We start from the raw sequence: 21,854 nt of genomic DNA, 5'->3' as shown, positions 1-21,854 counted from the left end.
TTTCAATTTAGCTAAACAAAAGTCCAAAAGGAGAGAAAACTTATTATCTTTTCTCTCCTTTTGGACTTATCCTAAATGTTTTTGCTATTTATTATTCTTAGGAATTAAAATCATAAATCTTCCCTTTAATCAAATACCCTGTGCTTTCCGCCATATTGGTTATATGGTCTGCTGTTCTTTCTAAATAACGATTGATAAATAATAATTGAACAAGTTGATTTGTTTCTTCTGGATGCTCACTTAAGTATGCTGTAAGTTTCTTATATGTTTCCAAATAATAATCATCCACTTGATCTTCTAACTTGCTTATTTCTTTTGCAAGTACGATATCTTCCTCTATGAAAGATTTTATTGCTTTTTTCAACATTTCGATAGATAGTTCCTTCATTCTTTCTAGTTGTGTAATATCTAAAAGAGAAGGCGTTTTTCCGATCTTAATCGTTGCCTTTGCAATGTTTACAGCAAAATCTGCAACTCGTTCGATTTCTGAAGAGATTTTAATTACACCAATTACTACGCGTAAATCTCTTGCAACTGGTTGCTCTTTTGCCATTAACCAAATTGCAAAATGATTAATTTCCGATTCGAGATTGTCAATGTCTGTATCTTCCTCTATTACATTTAAAGCAATTTCTACATCTTGTGTTTTTAATGCATCAAAAGCCTCTTCCAAAGAAGCAATCGACATTTCACCCATTTCTGAAATTTTTCCTTTTAACTCTTCTAGTTTCTTCTCAAAGTTTTCACGAATGACCATTTGCTCCTCCTATTATCCAAAGCGACCTGTTACATAATCTTCTGTGCGCTGATCTCTTGGTGTAGAAAAAATCTTATTCGTTTCATCGTATTCAACCACTTCTCCGTTTAAGAAAAAGGCTGTCTTATCGGAGATTCTTGCTGCTTGTTGCATGTTATGTGTAACAATAACAATCGTATAATCTTTTTTCATTTTTGTAATAAGCTCTTCTACTTTCAAAGTAGAAATGGGATCTAATGCAGAAGTGGGCTCATCCATTAAAATAACATCTGGTTTCATTGCAATAGCGCGAGCAATACAAACACGTTGCTGCTGTCCACCTGATAAACCAAGTGCAGATGTTTTTAAACGGTCTTTTACTTCCTCCCAAATAGCTGCGCCACGTAAGCTCTCTTCTACAATTTTGTTTAATTCCTTTTTATTTTTGATTCCTTGCATTCTAGGTCCATAAGCAACATTATCAAAAATACTCATCGGGAATAAATTAGGCTTTTGAAAAACCATTCCTACTCTTGTGCGTAACTTTATAACATCATTTGATGCATATATATTTTCCCCATCAATGACGATATCTCCTGCAATTTTTACGCCATCAATTAAATCATTCATACGGTTTAGCGTTCTTAGAAAGGTTGATTTACCGCAACCAGACGGTCCAATTAAAGCCGTTACTTTTTTTTCTTCAATATCAAGTGATACTCCAAACAACGCTTGTTTTTCTCCGTAAAATAAATTTAAATCAGTAACACTAATTTTTGATGTTCCAGGTGTACCTTCTTGACCTACCTGTAAAAATGCTTTCCCTGTTTTCTTTTGACTTTTTTGCTTTACTGTTGTAGTCATAAACATACCCCTTATAAATTAGTAGTCTGCCTTGTTTAATTTTTTTGAAATATATGTTGCAATAAGGTTTATAGCAAGAATTATTACGATCAAGACAATACCGACTGCAGCAGCTAGTTCAATATCTCCAGACTCTTGCGTTACTAAAAAGGAATGAACAGTTAATGTTCGAGCAGATGACAGCAAGCCCTCTGGCATTGCAGCAACTGTACCTGCAGTTAAGAAAATCGCAGCAGACTCTCCAACAATTCTTCCGATTGAAAGGATAATTCCTGATAATATCCCAGGCATCGCACTAGGTAAAATAACTTTATATAATGTTTGTAGTCTCGTTGTACCGAGGGCTAAAGATCCCTCTCGATAGGTTGGAGGAACTGTTTTTAAAGATTCCTCTGTTGTTCGAATAATAACAGGTAGTACGATAATCGTTAACGTTAAAGAAGCTGCTAAAATAGACATGCCCAATTTTAATGTTGTTACAAAGAATACTGCCCCAAATAAACCGTAAATAATCGAGGGAATACCTGTTAAGCTTTCTGTTGCAAATCGTATCACTCTAACTAGTCGGCCTTGTTTCGCATACTCTTGTAAATAAACAGCCGCTAATATTCCAATTGGAGTTGCAATGATTAAGGAAATTACAATTGTATAGATAGTTGTAACAATCATTGGCCAAATTCCGCCGCCACCCGTTGGGGAATAATCGCCAAAAATAAAATCAAAGTTAATTAAGCGAAATCCTTTATAAAAAATATAACCAACAATCATAACAAGGACGGCAACTGATAAGAAAGCAGAAAACCAAAGAAGTCCACGTAACAAGTTATCTTTCCATTGTCTCATCTTATTTGCCACCCTTCGAACTAATTTTCGCTAAAACAAAATTCAATATTAAAATGAATGAGAATAAGACAATACCCGTTGCAAATAGCATTTCTTGATGTGTTCCGGCAGCGTAACCCATTTCTAAGGCAATGTTTGTCGTTAACGGACGAACACTATCTGTTAAGCTTGTAGGCACGATTAAACTGTTACCTGCAACTAAAATAACTGCCATTGTTTCTCCGATTGCCCGCCCTAATCCTAATACAATTGCTGTCATAATACCTGATTTTGCTGCAGGGACAACAACTTTAAAAATAGTTCCGATTTCCGATACTCCAAGGGCAAGGGATCCTTCTCTGTACGTTCTTGGTACTGCGCGAATGGCTGTCTCTGCCACTGTTACAATCGTTGGTAGCATCATGATTGCTAGTACTAGAATAACTGCGAATAAACTTTGACCTTTTACTAAACCAAATGTATTTTGCAAAAATGGAACGATAATTGCTAGACCAAACACACCATATAAAACAGATGGAATCCCTGCTAAAAGCTGAATCGCTGGTGAAACAATTTTTGCGATTCTTTTTGATGCTATTTCTGCCAAAAAGATTGCGGTAAATAGTCCAATTGGAACGCCAATAACTAGTGCTCCAATGGTTGCATAAAGGGATGCGACAATCATCGGCCAAATCCCAAATTCTCCTTCACTCGGTACCCAGTCTACTCCAAAGATAAAATCAAAAAAACTATACCCCTCAGCCACAAAAGGATGTGTCCCTTTATAAAATACGAATCCAATAATTAATACTAAGCTTATTACGGAAAGAAGGGCACAAAGCATGAAAACTCTTGCTGAGACCTTCTCAAACATATACTTCCTCTTATTTGCCTTGCCCATTTCTGAGGCTTGCTTTTCGGTTGTTTGAATAGACACTCTATTTTCCTCCAAGATTACTTCTAAAGATTTTGGTTTTACTTAATAGGAATTGCTCCTGCTTCTGCGGCAATCTTTTGCCCCTCATCACTTAGAATAAAATCGATGAATTTCTGTCCATTCGCAGTTAAATTCCCATCTTTATATACAAACAAAAACGGTCTTGATAACTTATACTTTTGCTCTAATACATTTTCAGCAGTAGCTTCAACACCATCAATATTGATTGTCGAGATAGCATTATCGATGTATTCAAAGGAAATGAATCCTACTGCATGTTTATTATTTGCAACTGTTGTTTTAATATTTCCGTTTCCGCTTGCTATAATTGCATTTCTAATTAATTCTCCGGATCCGTAGCCTACAATCTCTTGGAAGGCATCACGTGAACCAGATCCATCCTCACGAGAGACAACAACAATTTCCATGTCATCTCCTCCAAGTTGTTTCCAATTCGTTATTTCACCAGTGAATATTTGTTTGACTTGCTCTAAGGTTAACTCTTTCACTTTATTGCTTGGATGTGTCACTACTACAATTCCATCATAAGCAATGACTACTTCCTTTAAATTCCCTTGTTCTTCTTCTTTTAAGTCACGTGAAGACATCCCGAGTTCGGAAACTCCACTCATCGCATTTGCAATACCTGCGGAAGAACCAATTTGATTTATTTCAATTTTTATATTATCGTGTTCATGATATTTTGCTGCTAATTTCTCAGCAAGTGGTCCGACAGAAGTAGATCCTGAAATTGATATCGGCGATTTATTGTCATTTGTTTGTTCCGATTCTGAATTACTTGCACATGCTGATAATAGTGCGAGTATAGACAGAAACATGAGTACCATTTTTATTTTTTTTATTATGACCATGTTTTACCTCCAAAAAAATAGCAACTTGTCTATGTCGTATCTTGTCTAATTAGTATGATAAATCCCAAGTGTAAATATTCTATTATCTCTTTGTAAAGGTTTTGTAAATATCATTAAAATCAATATCTTTCGTGTTATTTTTTGTAAAAATAAATTACTAGAAGCGGAAAATGAAGAAAAATACATTCCAAAAAAAGATAGCAGGGGGATATTCCCCAATGTCATCAACCTGAATCCGTGATAAAAAATAATTCTTCCGATAATTTTAGGAATTCCTTATTTTCTTGCCATTCGTACTAATTTAAGTTGGATTGATTGTTTTTTGTGTACACTAAATAAAACCTGCTTACCTATAATTTTTTTCAGGTCTTATTACCTATTCAGTTTCCTAGGCTTATGTTGTAAATGAAAGATACAGTCGTTTAAAAGTAGGAAACCAAGGACTATGATTTCCAAACTTTAAGTAAATTCTTCGGGAATGCTTTACCAATTTTGCAGCTAATGTAATCAAATTCTGGATAACCGTTTTTACTCGGCGACGGAAGACCTTTCTTTTAAGCGGCGCATCCCCTGATTTCAGGCTTTCTTGGCCAATAATCCGAAGGAGATTGTAGGTTAAACATCCAAGATGTAAGATTAATTCATTGGTGGCAAATTTCCCAGAAGGGAAACGTTCTAGGTCTAAATCCGTTTTTAATTCACTGTGGAATTGTTCACAAGTGGCATGTTCGTGATAAAGGCTAATTATTTCCTCTGTTTCATTAGGTAGGGTAGTCCAATAGCTCTCAAACTCAACATCTGGGATTAAGAGGATTTGGCCGTTTTTATCAATCGTTCTTTCTGTTACTTTATAGACTTGGCGAATGGCTTTTTTCATTCCCTTTGGAGTTGTTTCTAAAGCACCATAGAATACACGTTTTCCTTCTCGCTCCTGAACGCATTTACCGAATTGTTCAGCTACCATGAGCCAGTTTTCAGGCTTTTCACGGCGAGGATTTCGTTTAATTATGAAATCGGCCTTTTCATTCACACAAACTTTTAGGTTTTCGACACTATCGTTTCCTGCATCCATACGGACCAATAACGATAGATCAGTAATCATCCGAGAATATATAATACTTTTCTCGAGAAATTTCTCAGTATCCTTTTGAACGTGTGTGCTTCCCTCCCGAAGTTCCACATTTACAACGTAGCCTTCTTGACCCAAATAGGAGAAGTTAGGGGAATACCCGTCACATCCTTTGTATGTGCGACTAACCCCTTCTTTCTTAGTATTTGAGTTATCAAATGGCGATACATCAATATCCAGAGGTACGTATGATTTTTTGTCACTAGTAATTGTTGGAGTGACAGGAGAATCAAATTGCCGTATTAGTTTAGCCGATTCTTCCAGAACAATGGATTTCCATCCAGTCACCTTGGCAATTTGATCGAGTCGTTGCCGTAGTGTGGGACTTGATGGAACCACTTGAATATCCAATGCACGATAAAAGAAGGGATCATCTCGAAATTCTTCGATATGGTCGAAATCATTCTTACCTTGGCACAATAGACCCACATAAGAAGTGGTAACATCCCCATTAAGAATGGCCGGAGACGACTTGATTTCTGGGACCTTTAAGGATGAAAAACGTTTGTAAAATTTTGTTTTTGATAAAAGCAAACCTATTAAACCTAGACCCGAATGGGTCGTTAATGTATCATCGGAATCTTCTAAAATAAACTTAACCAATTTCAACACCTGCCTGGTGAAATAAAATTATCAACATAAATCAGCTGATAACATTATTATATCAGGCTTTGTGGGCACATTTATTATTAATTACGTCACGGACTCAGGATCAAGTTAAGAAACCAGTAATTACCAGTGGTAAACCAAAATTGATGTTTATAATATTCTGATAACTAAAAAAGCCAATAGGATGCCCGGGAAGTGCCTATTTAATTTTTTTGGCATTTCCCTGATTTTCCTATTTGTTCGTTTTGTTAGATAGCTGGTCGTTGTCCAAATCCATGTTTATTCGCATTTAGCCCTCTGGAACGTTTAAATTTCCTTCCAGGTCTAATTGGGACTCTATTTCGCTGAACTTCGTTCAGTAGGTCTTTATACATCTTTTTTCTTCGCCTTTGACTTGGTTCAATGATTAAACAAATGAGCTTATCTTTTAGTGCGCCAATTAAAATATTGGTGTTAGTTTTATATTTGTGCTTTAAGTCTTTATCCTTCTGATCCTCGGCGATGATCACATCTGACTCATGCTTTAGTAGGGAAGCCATGTTGCTTAAAAATAAAGCAGCATAAAACTCTTGTTCAATCGTCTGTTTTGTTTCGCCTGAGAATCTTTCAATCTGTATTTTGTTTTTTAAGACATCGTATTTTGTTTCGATTGACCATCGTTTAAAGTACAACTCTTTAAAAGCCGGAATATCAAAAGACTCATCTAATATATTCGTTATAAGTAATTCATCTTCTCCAGAGCCTAATGGGATACGGACCGCACGCAAACGCATGACGTTGCTTTTATACTTGAGTTCAATGACCTGATCAGGGATCCCTTCTTTTATAGCGGCTCGGTAAAAATTAACTGGCGTTCTAACAACAAAATTCACTTTATTCTTCAAAAGATAGTGAAAGAAATATTGAGATGGATACCCACGGTCAAAAAGAAAAAGGTCGTGGTTAGAACGCAGTTCTAGGAAACTATCAATTAATTCTATCGCTACTGTGCGCTCGCTATCTGTACATTTTGTGATTATCCCCTTTACAAATAAATCATTTCCGATATCATAAATAGTAGATACCATGGCTCTGGCAAGTTCCTTGCCATTGCCCTTTGATGCGCCGAAGGTATCTCTTAGCCTTTGGGAATTGGCTATTTCTATGATAGACGCATCAATCGCATATAACCGGAAGCCCTTATATTTAAAGAAGTTATTTGTCTGATAAAACCACGTCGTAATGGTGTCAAATAACGTCTTGAAGGCTTCTGGTTTTATTTTTTTTCGCGCTTGTGAAAATCCCTGTTTACTTATAATTTCTCCTTCTTTTTTAATCAACTCAAAAAAGTCATTCAACTCAATCTGCAAGCTTCTCGTTACTAGATTTAGCACAAACAAAATTGTTTCTGGGAAAGTCAATTTGCCTCCTTTACGTGTAAAGTAGGTTGATTTCATGCGGGAATCGCACATGAAATGGAAATCGTACAATACCTCCCTACATACTTCAATCGCTTCTAAAAACTTGCTTTTTTTCAACAAAAAAACCCCATTTCGTACGAGATATACCAAGAACTGGTATTCACGCTGATTATGGAGGTGTTTCTGAAAAGTCAAGGGGTTTTTTCAATTTTATACAACAATTTTATGAATCTTTTTTAATATTTACATATTTTTACAATTTAGGTTTATGACATTGGGATATTCCCCTGCTATCTTTTTTTCACTAAATTATTTTATTTAAACTGGTATAACTTACTATTTTTTACTTTTTTGTATTTAGCTTTTTCTCTTTGCTAAAAGATTGGTGTTTTTCAATAAGGTAATAATTTTAAAAAAATACTGAGTAGCCTGAATACAAGTAGACACCATCGAGGATAAGTGAGAAAGATAAGACCTGTCCGGAGGCTGTGTCCCCCCTCCTACTCAATTTGTCCAATTGCACTTATTTACTATAGAGTACCTTTTAAATTTATTTTCCTGGTTACCAACTTCATGCAGCATCGTTTTCCAGAAAAAGGTTTCAACAACATATATATTATTTAACACTTCTTGTATTCTAATTATATATGTCTTTTCCTTTTTTATAGATTCTAGATAAAATAACCTTGCCAACTTTTTATACAATGAAATTAATTCTACACATTTTTCAATTAATGTATCTAATTACTTTTGTTGTGTTTGATAAGTCTAAGAAAAATTTTTATTACGAAACAGATCCTTCTTATATAAAGTTATAACAGTATTGCTGTAACTCGCTATCTGTTGAGTAACATCAACTAAATTGATTTCATGAGGTGGAGATTTTACTGCCTATTAATAGTGGGATAAAAAAATAGCAAAGATTATATGTAAATACCCTTTTTGGGATTATAATAAGCAGAGATACATACATTAGGAGGCCAAGTAATGGACAAGCAAGGACAAGAAAAATTTTTATCTTTCATTTTGCAAAGAGTGCAAGAGGGAAAAGAAGAAGAAGCGAAAGAGATACTCATGGAAAACTTCCGAAAACAAAATGAAGGTACTTTTTCTCAAAGTGATATTGAACAATTTCTTCCTAAAATGATTAGTCTAATAAAACCAGAAAAATTAGAGGAAATTCAAGCGGTTGTGAAGCAGTTTTCTGGCAGTTTCGGCAGTAAATAAGGATTTCTCAGATAACTTGGAACATTTCCAAGTTATTTTTTTATTTTTGTTTATAAATAAACCACTATATTCCCCTCTACCCTTCATTTTTTTGTCCCGAATAAAATAATTTTGAATAGGTTATATCGTGCAAAATGATGGGCGGTTGATGAAAAGTGAGTGGACATTTTAAAGAAATTTTCGGAACAGCTATTAGCACGATCGGTACTATCCAAGCTGCTATCGGAAATACTCCTTCCTTCCATTTATCGAATGAAACGAATTATCAACTTCGTTTAGTTGGTAATGTATTACAAGGAACAGGCAGCGCCTTATCTGCTGACGGACAAGGAACAATCTCATTAGAAAAACTAGGAGATGAGATTCAAGCTATCGGAAATTCAACTGTTGTAACCGGATTAGTGCTTTATAAAACAAGTAATACCCCAGCCGAGCAAAAATTAATTATTACAGGTAGCTGGCTGCAAGCTCTAGGAAGTTTTGTTGGACTTACAGATGAATTTTTCGATAGCACAGCAGATGGAAGAATCGAAAATATAATTGGCGGTTTATTACAAGGGATTGGGAATTCTTTACAGGCGATTGGTGGAACGGAACAATTAAAAGGAATAAATAACGATGGCCAACAGAATATTGGTACATTAGGCAGTTGGATTCAAGCGACAGGAGCTGTCATTTCGCTTATTGGTCAAGTAAAAGAAGAATTAGAGGAAATTGCACTGAATATTAATGAATAATGAAGTTTAGTGGGCAAAGATTAATAAGCGAGGGAAAGAAAAATCTTCCCCTCGTTTATTGAATGAGAAATGTTATATTTTGATATCCTAGACCTCCATATTTAACTTTGAACATCAAAGGACTTAAAACTATGCTTTTCTCTTTTTGGGCCAAATAAAATTCGTTATCGCAATAATCAAGTCGATCCCTAATACTAGCGTCCATAGTTTTAATATACCATCTAGTGCTTCTGTACGAGCTGAATCATTTATGGAAAATATTAAAATGAATAATATCCCTGCTCCAATTGCATAAGCTAACACATGTTTTCCCCAGCTTTTCAGATATTGTCTTGCATAGTCCATCCCAAACAATTGAATCGGCTTTGATCCTTGCTTTGCGATGTAATAACGAAATCTTACATCCGCCCATTTAATCATATCTCTTCCAAAGGCAATCGAAATGCCGATATATACAGCAGCAATAGCATGTGCAGTAGTTGCTGTTGCTCCTCGATACATATCGATACTTGTAGTAACCAACAATAATAAATCAATTACAGGTGTTAATGCTAGAAAGAAGAAACCTAGTTTTTCCTTCTTAAAAATATATCTAGTTATTAATCCTAAAATAATCACAATCCAAAAACCTATTTCACTTGCAACTATCATCCATGCAACAAGGTTCAAAAGATCCCTCCTCTCCCGCATTAACAGGGATGAAAAACTTCCACCGCTTCATGTATTACTTATTTCGAATAACAAAACGATTTTCCCACATGTTTTTTACGATTAAGAGTTAGAAAAAGTTTCATAGTGGAATACTTTATTTTTAAGTGGTTATTGTATATTTAGTTCATAAGGTAGCAACCAGTTTTTAAGGAACTAGGCTTTCGCTAATTTCAATGCCTGTTTGGCCATTTGCATAGATTCGTCCACACCGGACAAAAGGGCAAATTCGGCTATACCAACTGGATATGCTGCCTCTAATTCGATGATATGATCTTTCATTTTAGGCTTGTCCAAGAGTGAAATGAAAATAGCGCCAGATAGTCGACATACGACTACTAGCCGCTACTTTTTTAATATATGGGGTCCAAATTTAATACTCGTGCTTAAGAATATTTTATAACTGTCAACTCTCCTATACAGTCATTTTCCAGCTCGACAAAGCTAACCACTTCTCTTTCTCTTTGTAATCAGGCATTAGCTTTCCAACAAGACGCCAAAAGGAGCGGTCATGATTAAGATGAACCATATGGCACATTTCATGAACAACGACATAATCAATTACCTCAAGTGGAGCCATTGCTAACCTCCAGTTAAAGGTTAATTGGAAATTTGAATCACAGGTTCCCCATGTAGTTTTACTGTCAGTAATTCGAATCGAGCGAGGTTTTGTTTTGAAATTATTTTGATAGTGAAAGACTCGTTCTTCTACTAAAGCCTTACACCTCTGATAATAATACCTTTTCAATAATTGCTTTATTTTGTTCTTATCAAGATGCTTTATATAAACATGCAGTATTTCTTTTTCGAACTCCACACGTTCTTGTATAACAGCTATATCTTGGACGATTTTAATAGGATAAGTATTACCTAAATACAGAAAACTTTCATTATTTTCATATACCTTTTCCTGTGGACCTTCCATTCTTTTCTTCATTTCTTTTATTTTGTTGAGAATTTGATCCCAGTTTCCCTCTAGCACATGAATTACACATTCATCAGGCGTCTTTTTTGGTGCCAAAACTACTATATTTCCATAGCCATCTATGGAAAGCCCGATGGAAGTACGATTTTTATATTTTATATCAAAACGTATTGTTTCTCCTAAATAAGTATGTAGCATATTTTCACCTGACTAGTCCTTTACTGCTTATCCTCTATATTTAAGCGCTAATCCTTTTAAGAAGTTCCTGGCGAAATTATCTAAGCACACTTTATAATTTTTATGCCCTTCTTTTCTGAAGAAGGCTCCTAGCTCTCCTTTTGATACATTTAATCCAGCTTTTTTAAATATGTCTATCATATCCTCTGTAGTTAATGCCAGTGCGATTTTAACTTTCTTTAAAAGGATATTGTTTACATTCGAATTGTTTTTTATCGACGATTCTGGTTTATTTGGTTGTCCCGGTTTAGGCTCTTGCCTTCCTCTTTTATAAATAATAAAGCCATTAAGAAATGAATCTAACATACTATTCGTTAATTTTATTTGATCGTCATTCTCTGCTTCATCATCTGACTTTTTAAGTATTTTCACCACCTCTGGTACAGATACCTCCAATCCTCCAAGCTTAAATATTTCTGCCATTTCACTATTTTTTATTTCTAACGCGTATCTTAAACGAATTAATATATCATTATTCTCCATTTTATTGACCTCCTATTTTAAAACAACTACAGTCTTAATACTTTATCATAAATAAATATTCTAAAAAAGTATAGTAACCGCCTATCCTCTTTGCATCGTCACAGCATCTAGTGAGTCTACCTATTATATAGAAGTTCCTCCTTTTAATCGTTAAGTCTGTCCACGATTCGCTCGCTAAAATCGATCGTAAAAATAGAAGAAGATAAAATAGACTGATAGATCTTATTCCTTGCAGCTTACTTCTGTAAGTTCCTTTTGTACTTTGCCTTTGCTCGATCGCAGTATGGAAAGCGAACTAAAGTAGTTGTTCCATAATCCTTTAAGCTTTTGAATTCAATTCTACCATTGTATTTTTCGACAATATTAAAGCAAATCATCAATCCAAGACCTGTTCCTTTGCTCTTTAATGAATAAAAAGGGGTTCCTAGAGACTTCACTTCTTCTTCTGACATTCCTCTTCCATGGTCGATTACTTTAATGACAACAAAACCTTTTTCCCTTTCAGCTTTTACAATTACCCTCCAAATTGGTAGTATCCTTATCCAAAGTGATTCAAGAAGAGTGTTTGTTAATGATGAAGAAAAAATGTTTACTGCCAAGGAATTCGATTTACTAAAATTCTTAGTTAAAAATCCAAATATCGCTTTTACGAAAGAACATTTAATGGAGCGAATCTGGGGATATGATTCATTGGGAGATGTGAACACAGTTACCGTTCATATTAGAAAGATAAGAGAAAAAATCGAAAAGGACCCCTCAAATCCGCAATTTATTGAAACGATTTGGGGTGTCGGTTATCGTTTTATGAAAAAGGACAGTTTCCAATAAGATTTTATGCTACTTCCAAATAGTTAGAGAGAATCTGACTTTTGGGACTAATATATGGAAAGGTATGCGTTTGAAAAAGAGAAATTGAGCGTACTCAATTTCTCTTCTTTTCATTATGTCGCAGTTTCTTTATTTCTTTACTACTTAATAATTTGTTTTACCATTTCTTCTCTTAACAAAGTATAAACCAACTCCAACTACTATTAACATAAATCCTGCAAGTAAAATGTTAAAGCTGTTTGTCGCTGTATTAGGAAGCTCATTAACTTGAGTTGGAACCTTAGAAGAATCTGGTTGACCTTCAAATACACCATACGTACTGAAGTGATCTGTATAAACTGACACAGCACCATTTTTGTATTCTCCACCAACTAATTCCCATTTACCTTCCTTTTCATTCCAATAATAAACTTTTACATTTTTAGGATTTTTGACTTGCTTTGAATCAACTTTGAATGTAAGTTTAACTTTTTCATTGAATTTATGGTATGTTTCTCCATCAGCCGCAATTGTGAAGTCATATGCTACCATTGAACCTTTCACTTTCATTTTCTTCACTTTAATTTCTACATGATCAGCTAAAGGAAGAATAGAAGCAGGGATTTGAATCTCAACATTTCCGTTACTTACCACGATTGTTGCATCAGCCTCTTGTAAAGCCTGAATTTGTTCTTTCGTTAGTGTAATGGTTGCATTGATTTTGTTATCAACACTGATATAAACTACAGCATTATCTGCAAGATTGGCAAGTGCAGAATCACTAATTTTATATTTGTTTCCATCTTTAATTACTTTTAGTTTAACTTCTTTTACAGGATTTGGATTACCAGGGTTTTCTCCTGGATTATTGCCTGGATTTTCTCCTGGTTCTTGACCTGGCTCTTCTCCTGGCTCTTGACCTGGTTCTTCTCCTGGCTCTTCTCCTGGTTCTTCTCCTGGTTCTTCTCCTGGCTCTTCTCCTGGTTCTTCTCCTGGTTCTTCTCCTGGTTCTTCTCCTGGTTCTTCTCCTGGTTCTTCTCCTGGTTCTTCTCCTGGTTCTTCTCCTGGTTCTTCTCCTGGTTCTTGACTCACATCAACAATTCTTCCTTCCACTTCAGTAGGAATACCGTCACTTCCAAGACTTACTAAATGATCTCGGAAGTTTTCCCAATCAGATAAACCTAAGTCCGTTACACGACCTTCTGCATATGCTTTGGCAAACACACCGTAACCGTCGCCACCTTTAGCAGTAAACGCGTTTGTTGCAATTGTGTACATTACATCGTCTTTCACTTCTACGTATTTACCATCTTCATTTAGATAAGAAACAGATACAATGCGCTCTCCTGCTTGTTTTTTCGCATCATATACTATCTTCCCACCTGCTACATGTAAGAAGCCACCGTTTTCTGTTGGGTATTGACCTAGAGAAATTTCAAATGCTTCTTTGAGCTCTGCACCCGTTACGTCCATGGTTGCTAAAGTATTGTTAAATGGCAGAACAGTGATTATTTCTCCAACAGTGATTGGTCCTTTATCGATTGATGCTCGGATACCACCACCGTTTTGTAGTGCCATGATAACATTTTTACCAGTAAATGTTCTTGATTTCTCAAGCATTCCATCTGTAATTAAATTCCCAAGAACTGTTTCATTTTTACGAACACTTGGTTGTGTATCATCACCGTTCGTACGTGGGCTTTCTAATGCGATTGGTGTAGACACACCAATTTCTGCTTGTGCCACCTTATTCACTTGTGCTTTGAATGGTGCCAATACTTCTGTTGCTTCAGTATCAGGTGTTTGGGAGCCAATTGCAATCAAACGTCCACTATTGTCTGTTACAACCCCATTTTTATTGAAAGTTACATCCAACACACCTAAATTACTATTAGCATTACCAGTCTGCACAATGACAGTAGGTGTTTCATCCTTGTCTACAATAACTGGTTTTTCTAATGTTGTATGGCTATGACCGCCAACGATTACATCAATGCCCTCGACTTTTTCAGCAAGAATTAAATCATTATCAATCGCAGCGTTGTCGTCATATCCGATATGAGTTAATGCAATAATCTTATTAATCCCTTGTTCTTCAAAGGATGCAACAGCTTTTTCTGCTTCTTTCAGATAGTTTTCAAAAGTAATAGATCCTGGACTAGAAATATCAGCCGTCTCCTCTGTCGTTAAACCGAAGATACCAACTTTTTCTCCATTTACATCTTTAATAATGCCATTGTAAATCTCACCATTTTCAACATTCGATTCGATTGAATCGTTTTGAAGTCCAGCAAATTTAGCATCTTTTGAGAAATCAACGTTTGCACTTACAAATGGGAAGTTTGCTCCTTTAATAAAGTCAGCCAATGCCTGATGCCCTTCCGCTGAAGAACCTAAATCAAATTCATGGTTCCCAAAAGTCATTGCATCAATGCTAAGCAAGTTCAGCATCGCTAAATCTGCTTTCCCTTGGAATTCATTAAAATATAATGTACCTGTAAATTGGTCACCTGCATGAAGAAGAAGTGAATTTGGATTTTCTGCTCGCACCTCTTTTACAGCAGTAACGGTCTTCGGCATGTTATCCAAAGCAGAGTGGATATCATTAGTATGCATTACAGATAAGTTAAACTCATCTGCTACATCAACAATTCTTCCTTCCACTTCAGTAGGAATACCTTCACTTCCAAGACTTACTAAATGATCTCGGAAATTTTCCCAATCAGATAGCCCTAAATCTGTTACACGGCCTTCTGCATATGCGTTGGCAAATACTCCATAACCGTCGCCACCTTTAGCAGTGAATGCATTTGTTGCAATTGTGTACATTGTATCATCTTGAACTTCTACATATTTACCATCTTCATTTAAATATGAAACTGATACAATTCGCTCTCCAGCTGGTTTTGCTGCATCATACACAACTTTCCCACCTGCTACATGTAAGAAGCCACCGTTTTCTGTTGGGTATTGACCTAGAGAAATTTCAAATGCTTCTTTGAGCTCAGCACCCGTTACGTCCATGGTTGCTAAAGTATTGTTAAATGGCAGAACAGTGATTATTTCTCCAACAGTGATTGGTCCTTTATCGATTGATGCTCGGATACCACCACCGTTTTGTAGTGCCATGATAACATTTTTACCAGTAAATGTTCTTGATTTCTCAAGCATTCCATCGGTAATCAAGTTTCCTAAAATGGTTTCATTTTTACGGACACTTGGTTTTGTATCATCGCCATTCGTACGTGGACTTTCCAATGCAATTGGTGTAGATACACCGATTTCAGTTTGAGCCACTTTATTAACCTGTGCTTTAAATGGTGCTAAGACTTCAACAGCTTCTTTATCTTCTGTTTGAGCACCAATAGCTACTAAGTGACCATCATAAGTTTTCACTACATCATTTTCATCAAAGTTTACATTTAAAACGCCAAGATTTCCATTTGAGTTTCCGGTTTGAACAATTACTGTAGGTGTTTCATCCTTGTCTACAATAACTGGTTTTTCTAATGTTGTATGGCTATGACCGCCAACAATTACATCAATACCTTCGACTTTTTCAGCAAGAATTAGATCGTTATCAATTGCTGCGTTATCGTCATATCCAATATGTGTCAATGCAACAATTCGGTTGACACCTGCTTTTTCAAAAGCTTCGACTGCTTTTTCCGCTTCTTTTAGATAGTTTTCAAAAACAATCGATCCTGGGCTAGAAATATCTGCTGTTTCCTCTGTCGTTAAACCGAAGATACCAACTTTTTCACCGTTTACTTCTTTAACAATTCCACTGTAAATCTCACCATTTTCAAATTTTGATTCGATTGATTTATTTTGAAGTCCAGCAAATTTAGCATCTTTCGAGAAATCAACATTTGCACTTACAAATGGGAAATTTGCTCCCTTAATAAAGTCAACCAATGCTTGATGTCCTTCTGCTGAAGAACCTAAATCAAATTCATGGTTTCCAAAAGTCATTGCATCAACTCCAAGCAAGTTTAGCATCGCCAAATCTGCTTTCCCTTGGAATTCATTAAAATATAATGTACCCGTAAATTGGTCTCCTGCATGAAGGAGAAGTGCATTTGGATTGGCTGCTCGTATTTCTTTTACAGCAGTAACCGTCTTCGGTATGTTATCCAAAGCAGAGTGAATGTCATTAGTATGGATGAACGTTAAATCAGGTACTTCTGGTAATTTAGGTAAATCAAGTTGAATCAATACTGGGTCATGATCAGATGCTTGTCCAGTTGCTTCCGTAAAGTTTGCGTTAATATGAATCATATCAGCTGTTGTTACATCAGCTAATTTATTTGTTACTAAAATATGATCTAGTACTTGGTTGTTTCCTTGGAAGAAGTAAGAAAAGCGATCTTCTGCAGGAACCTTTTCTACCATATTTGTTAAAATATCACCTTTTAAGGTTTCAAGAACTGGCGTGAATTCGAAATCATTCATGTCTCCAGCTACAACCACATTTAAGTTAGGATTTTTTGCAAGACCATCCTTAATGAAGTTATTTACTTCTTTTGCTAGTTTTAGGCGCTCTGTTTCGGAAGACAATATAGGTGGCTGATTAGCTCCCCATAAAGATTGATCTCCGCCTTTAGAATTCAAGTGATTTCCGATCACAACAACATGTTGACCCTCGAATTCAAATTCTGCAGCAAGTGGTTTTCGTGTGTTAGTAAATGCTTCTGGGTTAATAACACCTGGATTTAATGTCAGGTTACCCGTTTCCGTCCATCCATTTGCCTCCGTTGCTGCTCCCTTTGTTCCTTCAACTAATGTTACTCGTTCAGGATTGTAAAGATAGCCAACACGGATATTTCCACCAGGCGCTCCACCGTTCGCATTGTTCACAGGCGCTACATCTGTCCATTTATAGGTTGGACCACCAGCAACAGTGATCGCATCGATTAAACGTTGATAGCTTTCTGATGCATCTGTATTTCCAGAATTCGTTTCTCCATCATTATCCTGTACCTCTATTAAAGTAATGATATCAGGAGACTTCATATTTTCCACGAATGACTTGGCAATTCTTGCTACTTTGTCATCTGGAGTGTTTGATTTGTTATTTGAGAAGTTCTCAACATTATAAGAAGCAACAGTTAATTTATCTTTTGCAGGTGCAATATGAGTAACTTCTTGTGTTAAGTTTGCCTTTGTTACAGTAGGTAATTCGTTCTTATTGACTGATAATTGATAGCCATTGCTTGAATAAGTAACGACCCCTACTACATCGCCATTAAATTTATCACCTGGTTGGAAGTTACTGCCTACATTATCCAAAAAGATTTTTTCAGGGTTATAATCGTCTTTTGCGATATTTAGTCCACCCTGATTATTTAACGTATTATTTGTCGTGCTTTCCACAATAATAGGCACATCATTAGAATATGGAGGTCCAACTACAAGAGCATCTGGAAATGAAACACGCATATATTCAACAGATTCCCAAAAGTCGATACCATCTTCTTCTGGATCAAAGGATTTCATTTCATCATTGTCAATTACTTTATTTGGAGGGAAAATATCTTTCCCAATGACAAGTGGAGCAGGTAATTCAGCTGTACCATTTTTAGTAACTGCCGTTGCAGTAATTTGTGTTTTCGATAGGTTAGCTCCTCCGCCATATTCCGTAACTGTTCCAGTAACAGATACTTTATCACCAACAGAAACACCATGAGATGATTTATATACTTCAATTGCTTCGGAAGTGGTTTTGTCAGTATCCGCACCATCAACATCCTGCATAACAAAACTGCTTGTACCAAATACATAGGTCACAACACCAGTTATGTCCGTAACAGAAGAGCCATTATATTCAGAAATATGTCCTTTTCCTTGAATATCATGGATGCGGATATTTTCAGTATTTAGAATTTTAAAAGTAAAGCTAAATACATCACTTACTGTGCCATTATTAACAGCAATTGCTTTAATCGTAGTTTCACCTGTTTCTAAAGCGATTGCTTCCGAGTACTTTGTGCTAGTTTCAGTTGGCGCGGAACCGTCTGTTGTGTAATAGATAGCCGCATTATCAATACCAGAATTTAATTCGACCTTTGTACCAGCTGGAACTACACCTTGTGTTTGGGTTGTATAAACGGCTGGCTTGTTTACTAAATCATAGCTATTAAGACCAGTAGTTTTCAGATGGAATCCAGTTTCATCAACAGATCCAATTCCTGTAAGATGAACTTTATCTCCTTCTTTATAATGTTTAATTAATTCATCGTAAGTAGAGCCGGTACGATTATCGTGAATAACTCTTACTTTTTCTCCACTTTCAAATACAGCTTGGAACGTAGCAGTGCCATAGCTATCTTTCGTCATTTCAGAGATTGTCACATTTTGTAATTTGAGCAATTCACCTTGTGTAGATCCAGTTACTTCAGCAACAGACTGTGCAGCTGGTAGTTCATTGTCTGAAGAAATAATATCGAGGCTTGCTGGTTCCATTTCCAGCTCGTTTTTATATGTCTTTAATACGCCCGTTATTTTTACTTTATCTCCTGACTTAACCGATTTAGGGCTAGCATATACAAACATCCCTGCAGATGTATCTTGCATATAGAAGGTTTCGCTTCCCCATAGTCCTGAATTAGTTGTCGCAATTCCTTCTATAGTAACTGTATTCCCCGCACCAAGCTGACGAGCATCTGCGATAGAAATAGCAGGAACTGGTTCTGTAGGTTCTTCAGGAATTACTGTACCTATAGTATGGGTTCCGAGATCATCAAAGAAATTAATCCCTTTATTTGTCCATTCTACATTTCTATCAAAAATATCTTTACTATTTTTATCACCTGTTAGAACATCACTATTTCTAACTAAAGTAACGTCTTTAGCAAAATCAGCAGATGAGCCAACTTGCCCAATTGAATCAATGATAGAGTCTCCTTTTAATAGAACAAGAGGATCGTTACCATTAAAGTTAATTACCGTTGAATTTTCAAGATTCCCTTTTGCTTTAATTTTTTCATCGGCTTGACCATGATAGAGTACATAAGTTTCACCATTTTTTAATGTGCCAGATAGCGTAAGTTTTTGTGAAACTTCCTCTGCCCCATTTGTATGAATACCTAGACTATACTGACTTAAATCAAGGTCAGAGCCTGTTCCGTTGTATAATTCGATAGCCTTGTTAAAACCCGATCCCTCAATATATTCGGAGATAAGCAGATCTGTAGCTACAACCGTTTCAGCCTTTACATTTAAATTAGCTACTGGTGAGAATAAATTAAAAAGTATAGCAATTACCGTGATAATACTAAGATTCCTCTTATTTCTTCTTTTCATGTTTTCTCTCCTCTTATTTTAGATTAGCTTCATGTTTCGGACGTCTCGAAATGAGACTATCTTGTTTGATAGTGACCTACACAAGTACTGCAAGTAAACACTTATATTCCAAAACGAGATGACTACTACTAAGGAACTTTTCTGTTAGAAATTATCCTAATTGAATAGTAGTTTTTATATATGTAGCTTCCCACACATGACTTTTACACAATCCACTATAAATCTCCAAAATTAGCTATTTTCTTTGTCACATCCTTTGCAAGACAATATTGTTGTAGCCGAAAAGCAGTTATAGGCCTATTCACCTATGTTATTAATATAGGTAGACTAATTTGTATTATTACTATCAAAATATAACAAACCTACCCGAGAATAATTGTATAATGATATAAATCTCTTAACAAGCTTCATTTACAAAAATATAAAGAATTTACAAAAAAAATAGAATTTTATTATTTTTTGTCACAATATGGATATCGTTCGGTGTAATATAAAACTCTTTTTCTACTTAAAATTAATTGATTCACGGTATAATTTTTTAACCGCAAGGACCTACTTTCAAAATATTTTATGCGTAACTTAAATTTAACAGAGGGTTTGTTTTTGAAAAAAATAATCAAAGCCGGTTGAATTTTACTTATTGTAAAATTCAACCGGCTTTTTGTTATAGAGGAGGTTTTTGCCCCATCATCCGTTTTTTATGTCATTAAAGACACAATTTCAAGATACTGAAACATCAGATTTCAATCACTTTATATCTCAGAACAGTCTTTAATTTTTCTGGTGACGTTTTTCTTATATCTGAAATGTAGATTTCTTTTCTTTCATCCTCTGTAACATCCTCTTCCTCAGCCATCTGAATATATCCTAAAATAGAAGTTAATGGCGTTCTCAAGTCATGAGACATATTGGCAATTGCTTGCTTTTGTTCATTTTCGTATCTGATTCTCTTTCTATTTTCGGCCACGTACAGATCAATAAGTTTATTAATTTCCAATCCTAGTTTTTCCATATTCTTATCAAAAAGGGCCATTTCTATTTTTTTGTTCGTTTTTCGATCGTTATATTTTTCCAATTGCTTGCTTATCTTTTTCACTTCTTTTTTTAAAGCAAATAAGCGAGTGAGCAAAAGGACCGCTATTATAATGGATACATTAACATTTTCCAGGGCAAAGTCATCTTTATATTTTTTTGTTAGTTTATTTGTTCTTAGAATATATTCGCTCATCTGTTATTAGCCTCCCTCCATTACTTATATCATTAGTATGATCTGTAAATCGTAAGAAAGGCTTAAGGCAAACCTTAAGAAAACCTTAAGATTTGAGACGATAGCCCATTCCCCATATTGTTTCGATATATTCTTCACTTGGATTTGCCTTACTGAGTTTATTCCGTAAGTTACTCATATGAACATTAACCGTGTTGTCATCCCCATGAAAAGGCTCGTTCCATACACTCTCGAATACATTCGATTTGGAAAAGACCTTTTTCGGTGAAGTCATTAAAAGTTTTAAAATCTTATATTCCCGAACTGTTAACGTGATTTCTGCGCCTTCTACATAAACAGTCTTTGTATCCAAATCAAGGTGAATATCTTTATGCGTTAATAGTTGTTTAGGGGTTTCATTCGTATGTTTGTATCTACGAAGCAGAGAATCAATGCGAGCAGACACTTCATCAACATCAAAAGGCTTAGAAATAAAATCATCTGCCCCTGAGCGTAAGCTATTAATTTTGGTTTCCTTTTCACTTTTTGCTGAAATAATAATAACTGGCATAGAACCTTTTGCCGTTATTTTTTCAAGAATTTGTTCACCAGCCATACCTGGAAGCATTAAATCAAGTAAAACTAAATCCCATCTCTGCTTATCTAAATAAATCAGTGCCTCTGTACCCGAATAGGCAGGTTGTGGATAGTATTGGCTCTTTTTTATAATCCGGCATAATAATTGATTAATATCATTGTCATCTTCAACAACTAAAATGTTTATCGTCTGATTCACTTTAAATTCTTCCCTTTTCGTTTAATATATTGGCAAGAGCATGGAGAAATGTG

At 35.5% G+C, this 21,854-nt stretch carries 16 protein-coding genes and 2 pseudogenes; 3 read left to right on the top strand and 15 right to left on the bottom strand.

The window, feature by feature from the left end:
• Positions 1-97: 97 nt before the first annotated feature.
• From phoU to NKG37_RS10735, 7 genes are all read right to left on the bottom strand, one after another.
• Complete coding sequence (phoU, locus tag NKG37_RS10765) at positions 98-757, bottom strand: phosphate signaling complex protein PhoU (protein ID WP_016202682.1); 660 nt, start codon at positions 755-757, stop codon at positions 98-100.
• A 12-nt stretch (positions 758-769) separates the two neighbouring features.
• Entirely contained in the window at positions 770-1,600 is an 831-nt protein-coding gene (gene pstB / locus NKG37_RS10760) for a phosphate ABC transporter ATP-binding protein PstB (RefSeq protein WP_016202681.1), read from the bottom strand.
• An 18-nt stretch (positions 1,601-1,618) separates the two neighbouring features.
• Positions 1,619-2,443 carry a phosphate ABC transporter permease PstA gene (gene pstA / locus NKG37_RS10755; protein WP_016202680.1) on the bottom strand — a complete coding sequence of 275 codons (825 nt, stop codon included), beginning with the start codon at positions 2,441-2,443 and terminating at the stop codon, positions 1,619-1,621.
• Between the two features lies 1 nt (position 2,444).
• Positions 2,445-3,359, bottom strand: a complete 915-nt coding sequence (gene pstC / locus NKG37_RS10750) for a phosphate ABC transporter permease subunit PstC (RefSeq protein WP_016202679.1) — start codon at positions 3,357-3,359, stop codon at positions 2,445-2,447.
• A 38-nt stretch (positions 3,360-3,397) separates the two neighbouring features.
• Positions 3,398-4,231: a phosphate ABC transporter substrate-binding protein gene (locus tag NKG37_RS10745; protein ID WP_254416190.1), complete on the bottom strand. Its 834-nt coding sequence runs from the start codon at positions 4,229-4,231 to the stop codon at positions 3,398-3,400.
• A gap of 394 nt (positions 4,232-4,625) precedes the next feature.
• Positions 4,626-5,969, bottom strand: coding sequence for an IS1380 family transposase (locus tag NKG37_RS10740; RefSeq protein WP_118977697.1), 1,344 nt, complete (start codon positions 5,967-5,969; stop codon positions 4,626-4,628).
• 248 nt (positions 5,970-6,217) lie between these two features.
• Entirely contained in the window at positions 6,218-7,405 is a 1,188-nt protein-coding gene (locus NKG37_RS10735) for an IS4 family transposase (RefSeq protein ID WP_254416189.1), read from the bottom strand.
• Between the two features lie 951 nt (positions 7,406-8,356).
• On the opposite strand from NKG37_RS10735, the gene NKG37_RS10730 reads away from it, so the two are divergent.
• Together NKG37_RS10730 and NKG37_RS10725 are read left to right on the top strand one after the other, a co-directional pair.
• Complete coding sequence (locus NKG37_RS10730; RefSeq protein WP_224427670.1) at positions 8,357-8,596, top strand: hypothetical protein; 240 nt, start codon at positions 8,357-8,359, stop codon at positions 8,594-8,596.
• Positions 8,597-8,751: 155 nt separating this feature from the next.
• Positions 8,752-9,333, top strand: coding sequence for a DUF6944 family repetitive protein (locus NKG37_RS10725; RefSeq protein ID WP_016202674.1), 582 nt, complete (start codon positions 8,752-8,754; stop codon positions 9,331-9,333).
• Positions 9,334-9,462: 129 nt separating this feature from the next.
• On the opposite strand, the gene NKG37_RS10720 is transcribed toward NKG37_RS10725, so the two are convergent.
• From NKG37_RS10720 to NKG37_RS10700, 5 genes and pseudogenes are all read right to left on the bottom strand, one after another.
• Entirely contained in the window at positions 9,463-10,002 is a 540-nt protein-coding gene (locus NKG37_RS10720) for a hypothetical protein (protein WP_254416188.1), read from the bottom strand.
• 195 nt (positions 10,003-10,197) lie between these two features.
• Positions 10,198-10,329 (bottom strand): annotated as a pseudogene (locus NKG37_RS10715) (Mph(B) family macrolide 2'-phosphotransferase); the annotation flags it as partial.
• A gap of 127 nt (positions 10,330-10,456) precedes the next feature.
• A complete protein-coding gene (locus NKG37_RS10710) occupies positions 10,457-11,164 on the bottom strand; it encodes a M48 family metallopeptidase (protein ID WP_016202671.1) in 708 nt (235 codons plus the stop codon).
• 27 nt (positions 11,165-11,191) lie between these two features.
• Complete coding sequence (locus NKG37_RS10705) at positions 11,192-11,686, bottom strand: YehS family protein (protein ID WP_101729642.1); 495 nt, start codon at positions 11,684-11,686, stop codon at positions 11,192-11,194.
• 236 nt (positions 11,687-11,922) lie between these two features.
• Entirely contained in the window at positions 11,923-12,285 is a 363-nt protein-coding gene (locus NKG37_RS10700; protein WP_254416187.1) for an ATP-binding protein, read from the bottom strand.
• Between NKG37_RS10700 and NKG37_RS10695 the strand changes: the two are divergent.
• Positions 12,221-12,514: pseudogene (locus tag NKG37_RS10695) on the top strand (winged helix-turn-helix domain-containing protein); the annotation flags it as partial. The gene NKG37_RS10700 and the pseudogene NKG37_RS10695 overlap by 65 nt on opposite strands.
• Before the next feature lie 144 nt (positions 12,515-12,658).
• Here the strand turns inward: NKG37_RS10695 and NKG37_RS10690 are convergent.
• The 3 genes from NKG37_RS10690 to NKG37_RS10680 all read right to left on the bottom strand — a co-directional run bounded on the left by NKG37_RS10690 (position 12,659) and on the right by NKG37_RS10680 (position 21,801).
• Positions 12,659-19,798 (bottom strand): 5'-nucleotidase C-terminal domain-containing protein, encoded by a 7,140-nt coding sequence (locus NKG37_RS10690; protein WP_254416186.1) that lies wholly within the window; start codon positions 19,796-19,798, stop codon positions 12,659-12,661.
• Positions 19,799-20,534: 736 nt separating this feature from the next.
• On the bottom strand, positions 20,535-21,026 hold the full coding sequence (locus NKG37_RS10685; RefSeq protein ID WP_224428349.1) for a histidine kinase dimerization/phospho-acceptor domain-containing protein: 492 nt from the start codon (positions 21,024-21,026) through the stop codon (positions 20,535-20,537).
• An 85-nt stretch (positions 21,027-21,111) separates the two neighbouring features.
• Positions 21,112-21,801, bottom strand: coding sequence for a response regulator transcription factor (locus NKG37_RS10680; RefSeq protein WP_016202657.1), 690 nt, complete (start codon positions 21,799-21,801; stop codon positions 21,112-21,114).
• Positions 21,802-21,854: the final 53 nt, after the last annotated feature.

It is taken from the genome of Niallia sp. RD1 (genome assembly GCF_024219955.1).
Taxonomy (GTDB): domain Bacteria; phylum Bacillota; class Bacilli; order Bacillales; family Cytobacillaceae; genus Niallia; species Niallia alba.
The sequence above is the reverse complement of the archived record's forward strand: the minus strand, read 5'-3'. Positions and strand labels throughout refer to the sequence as shown.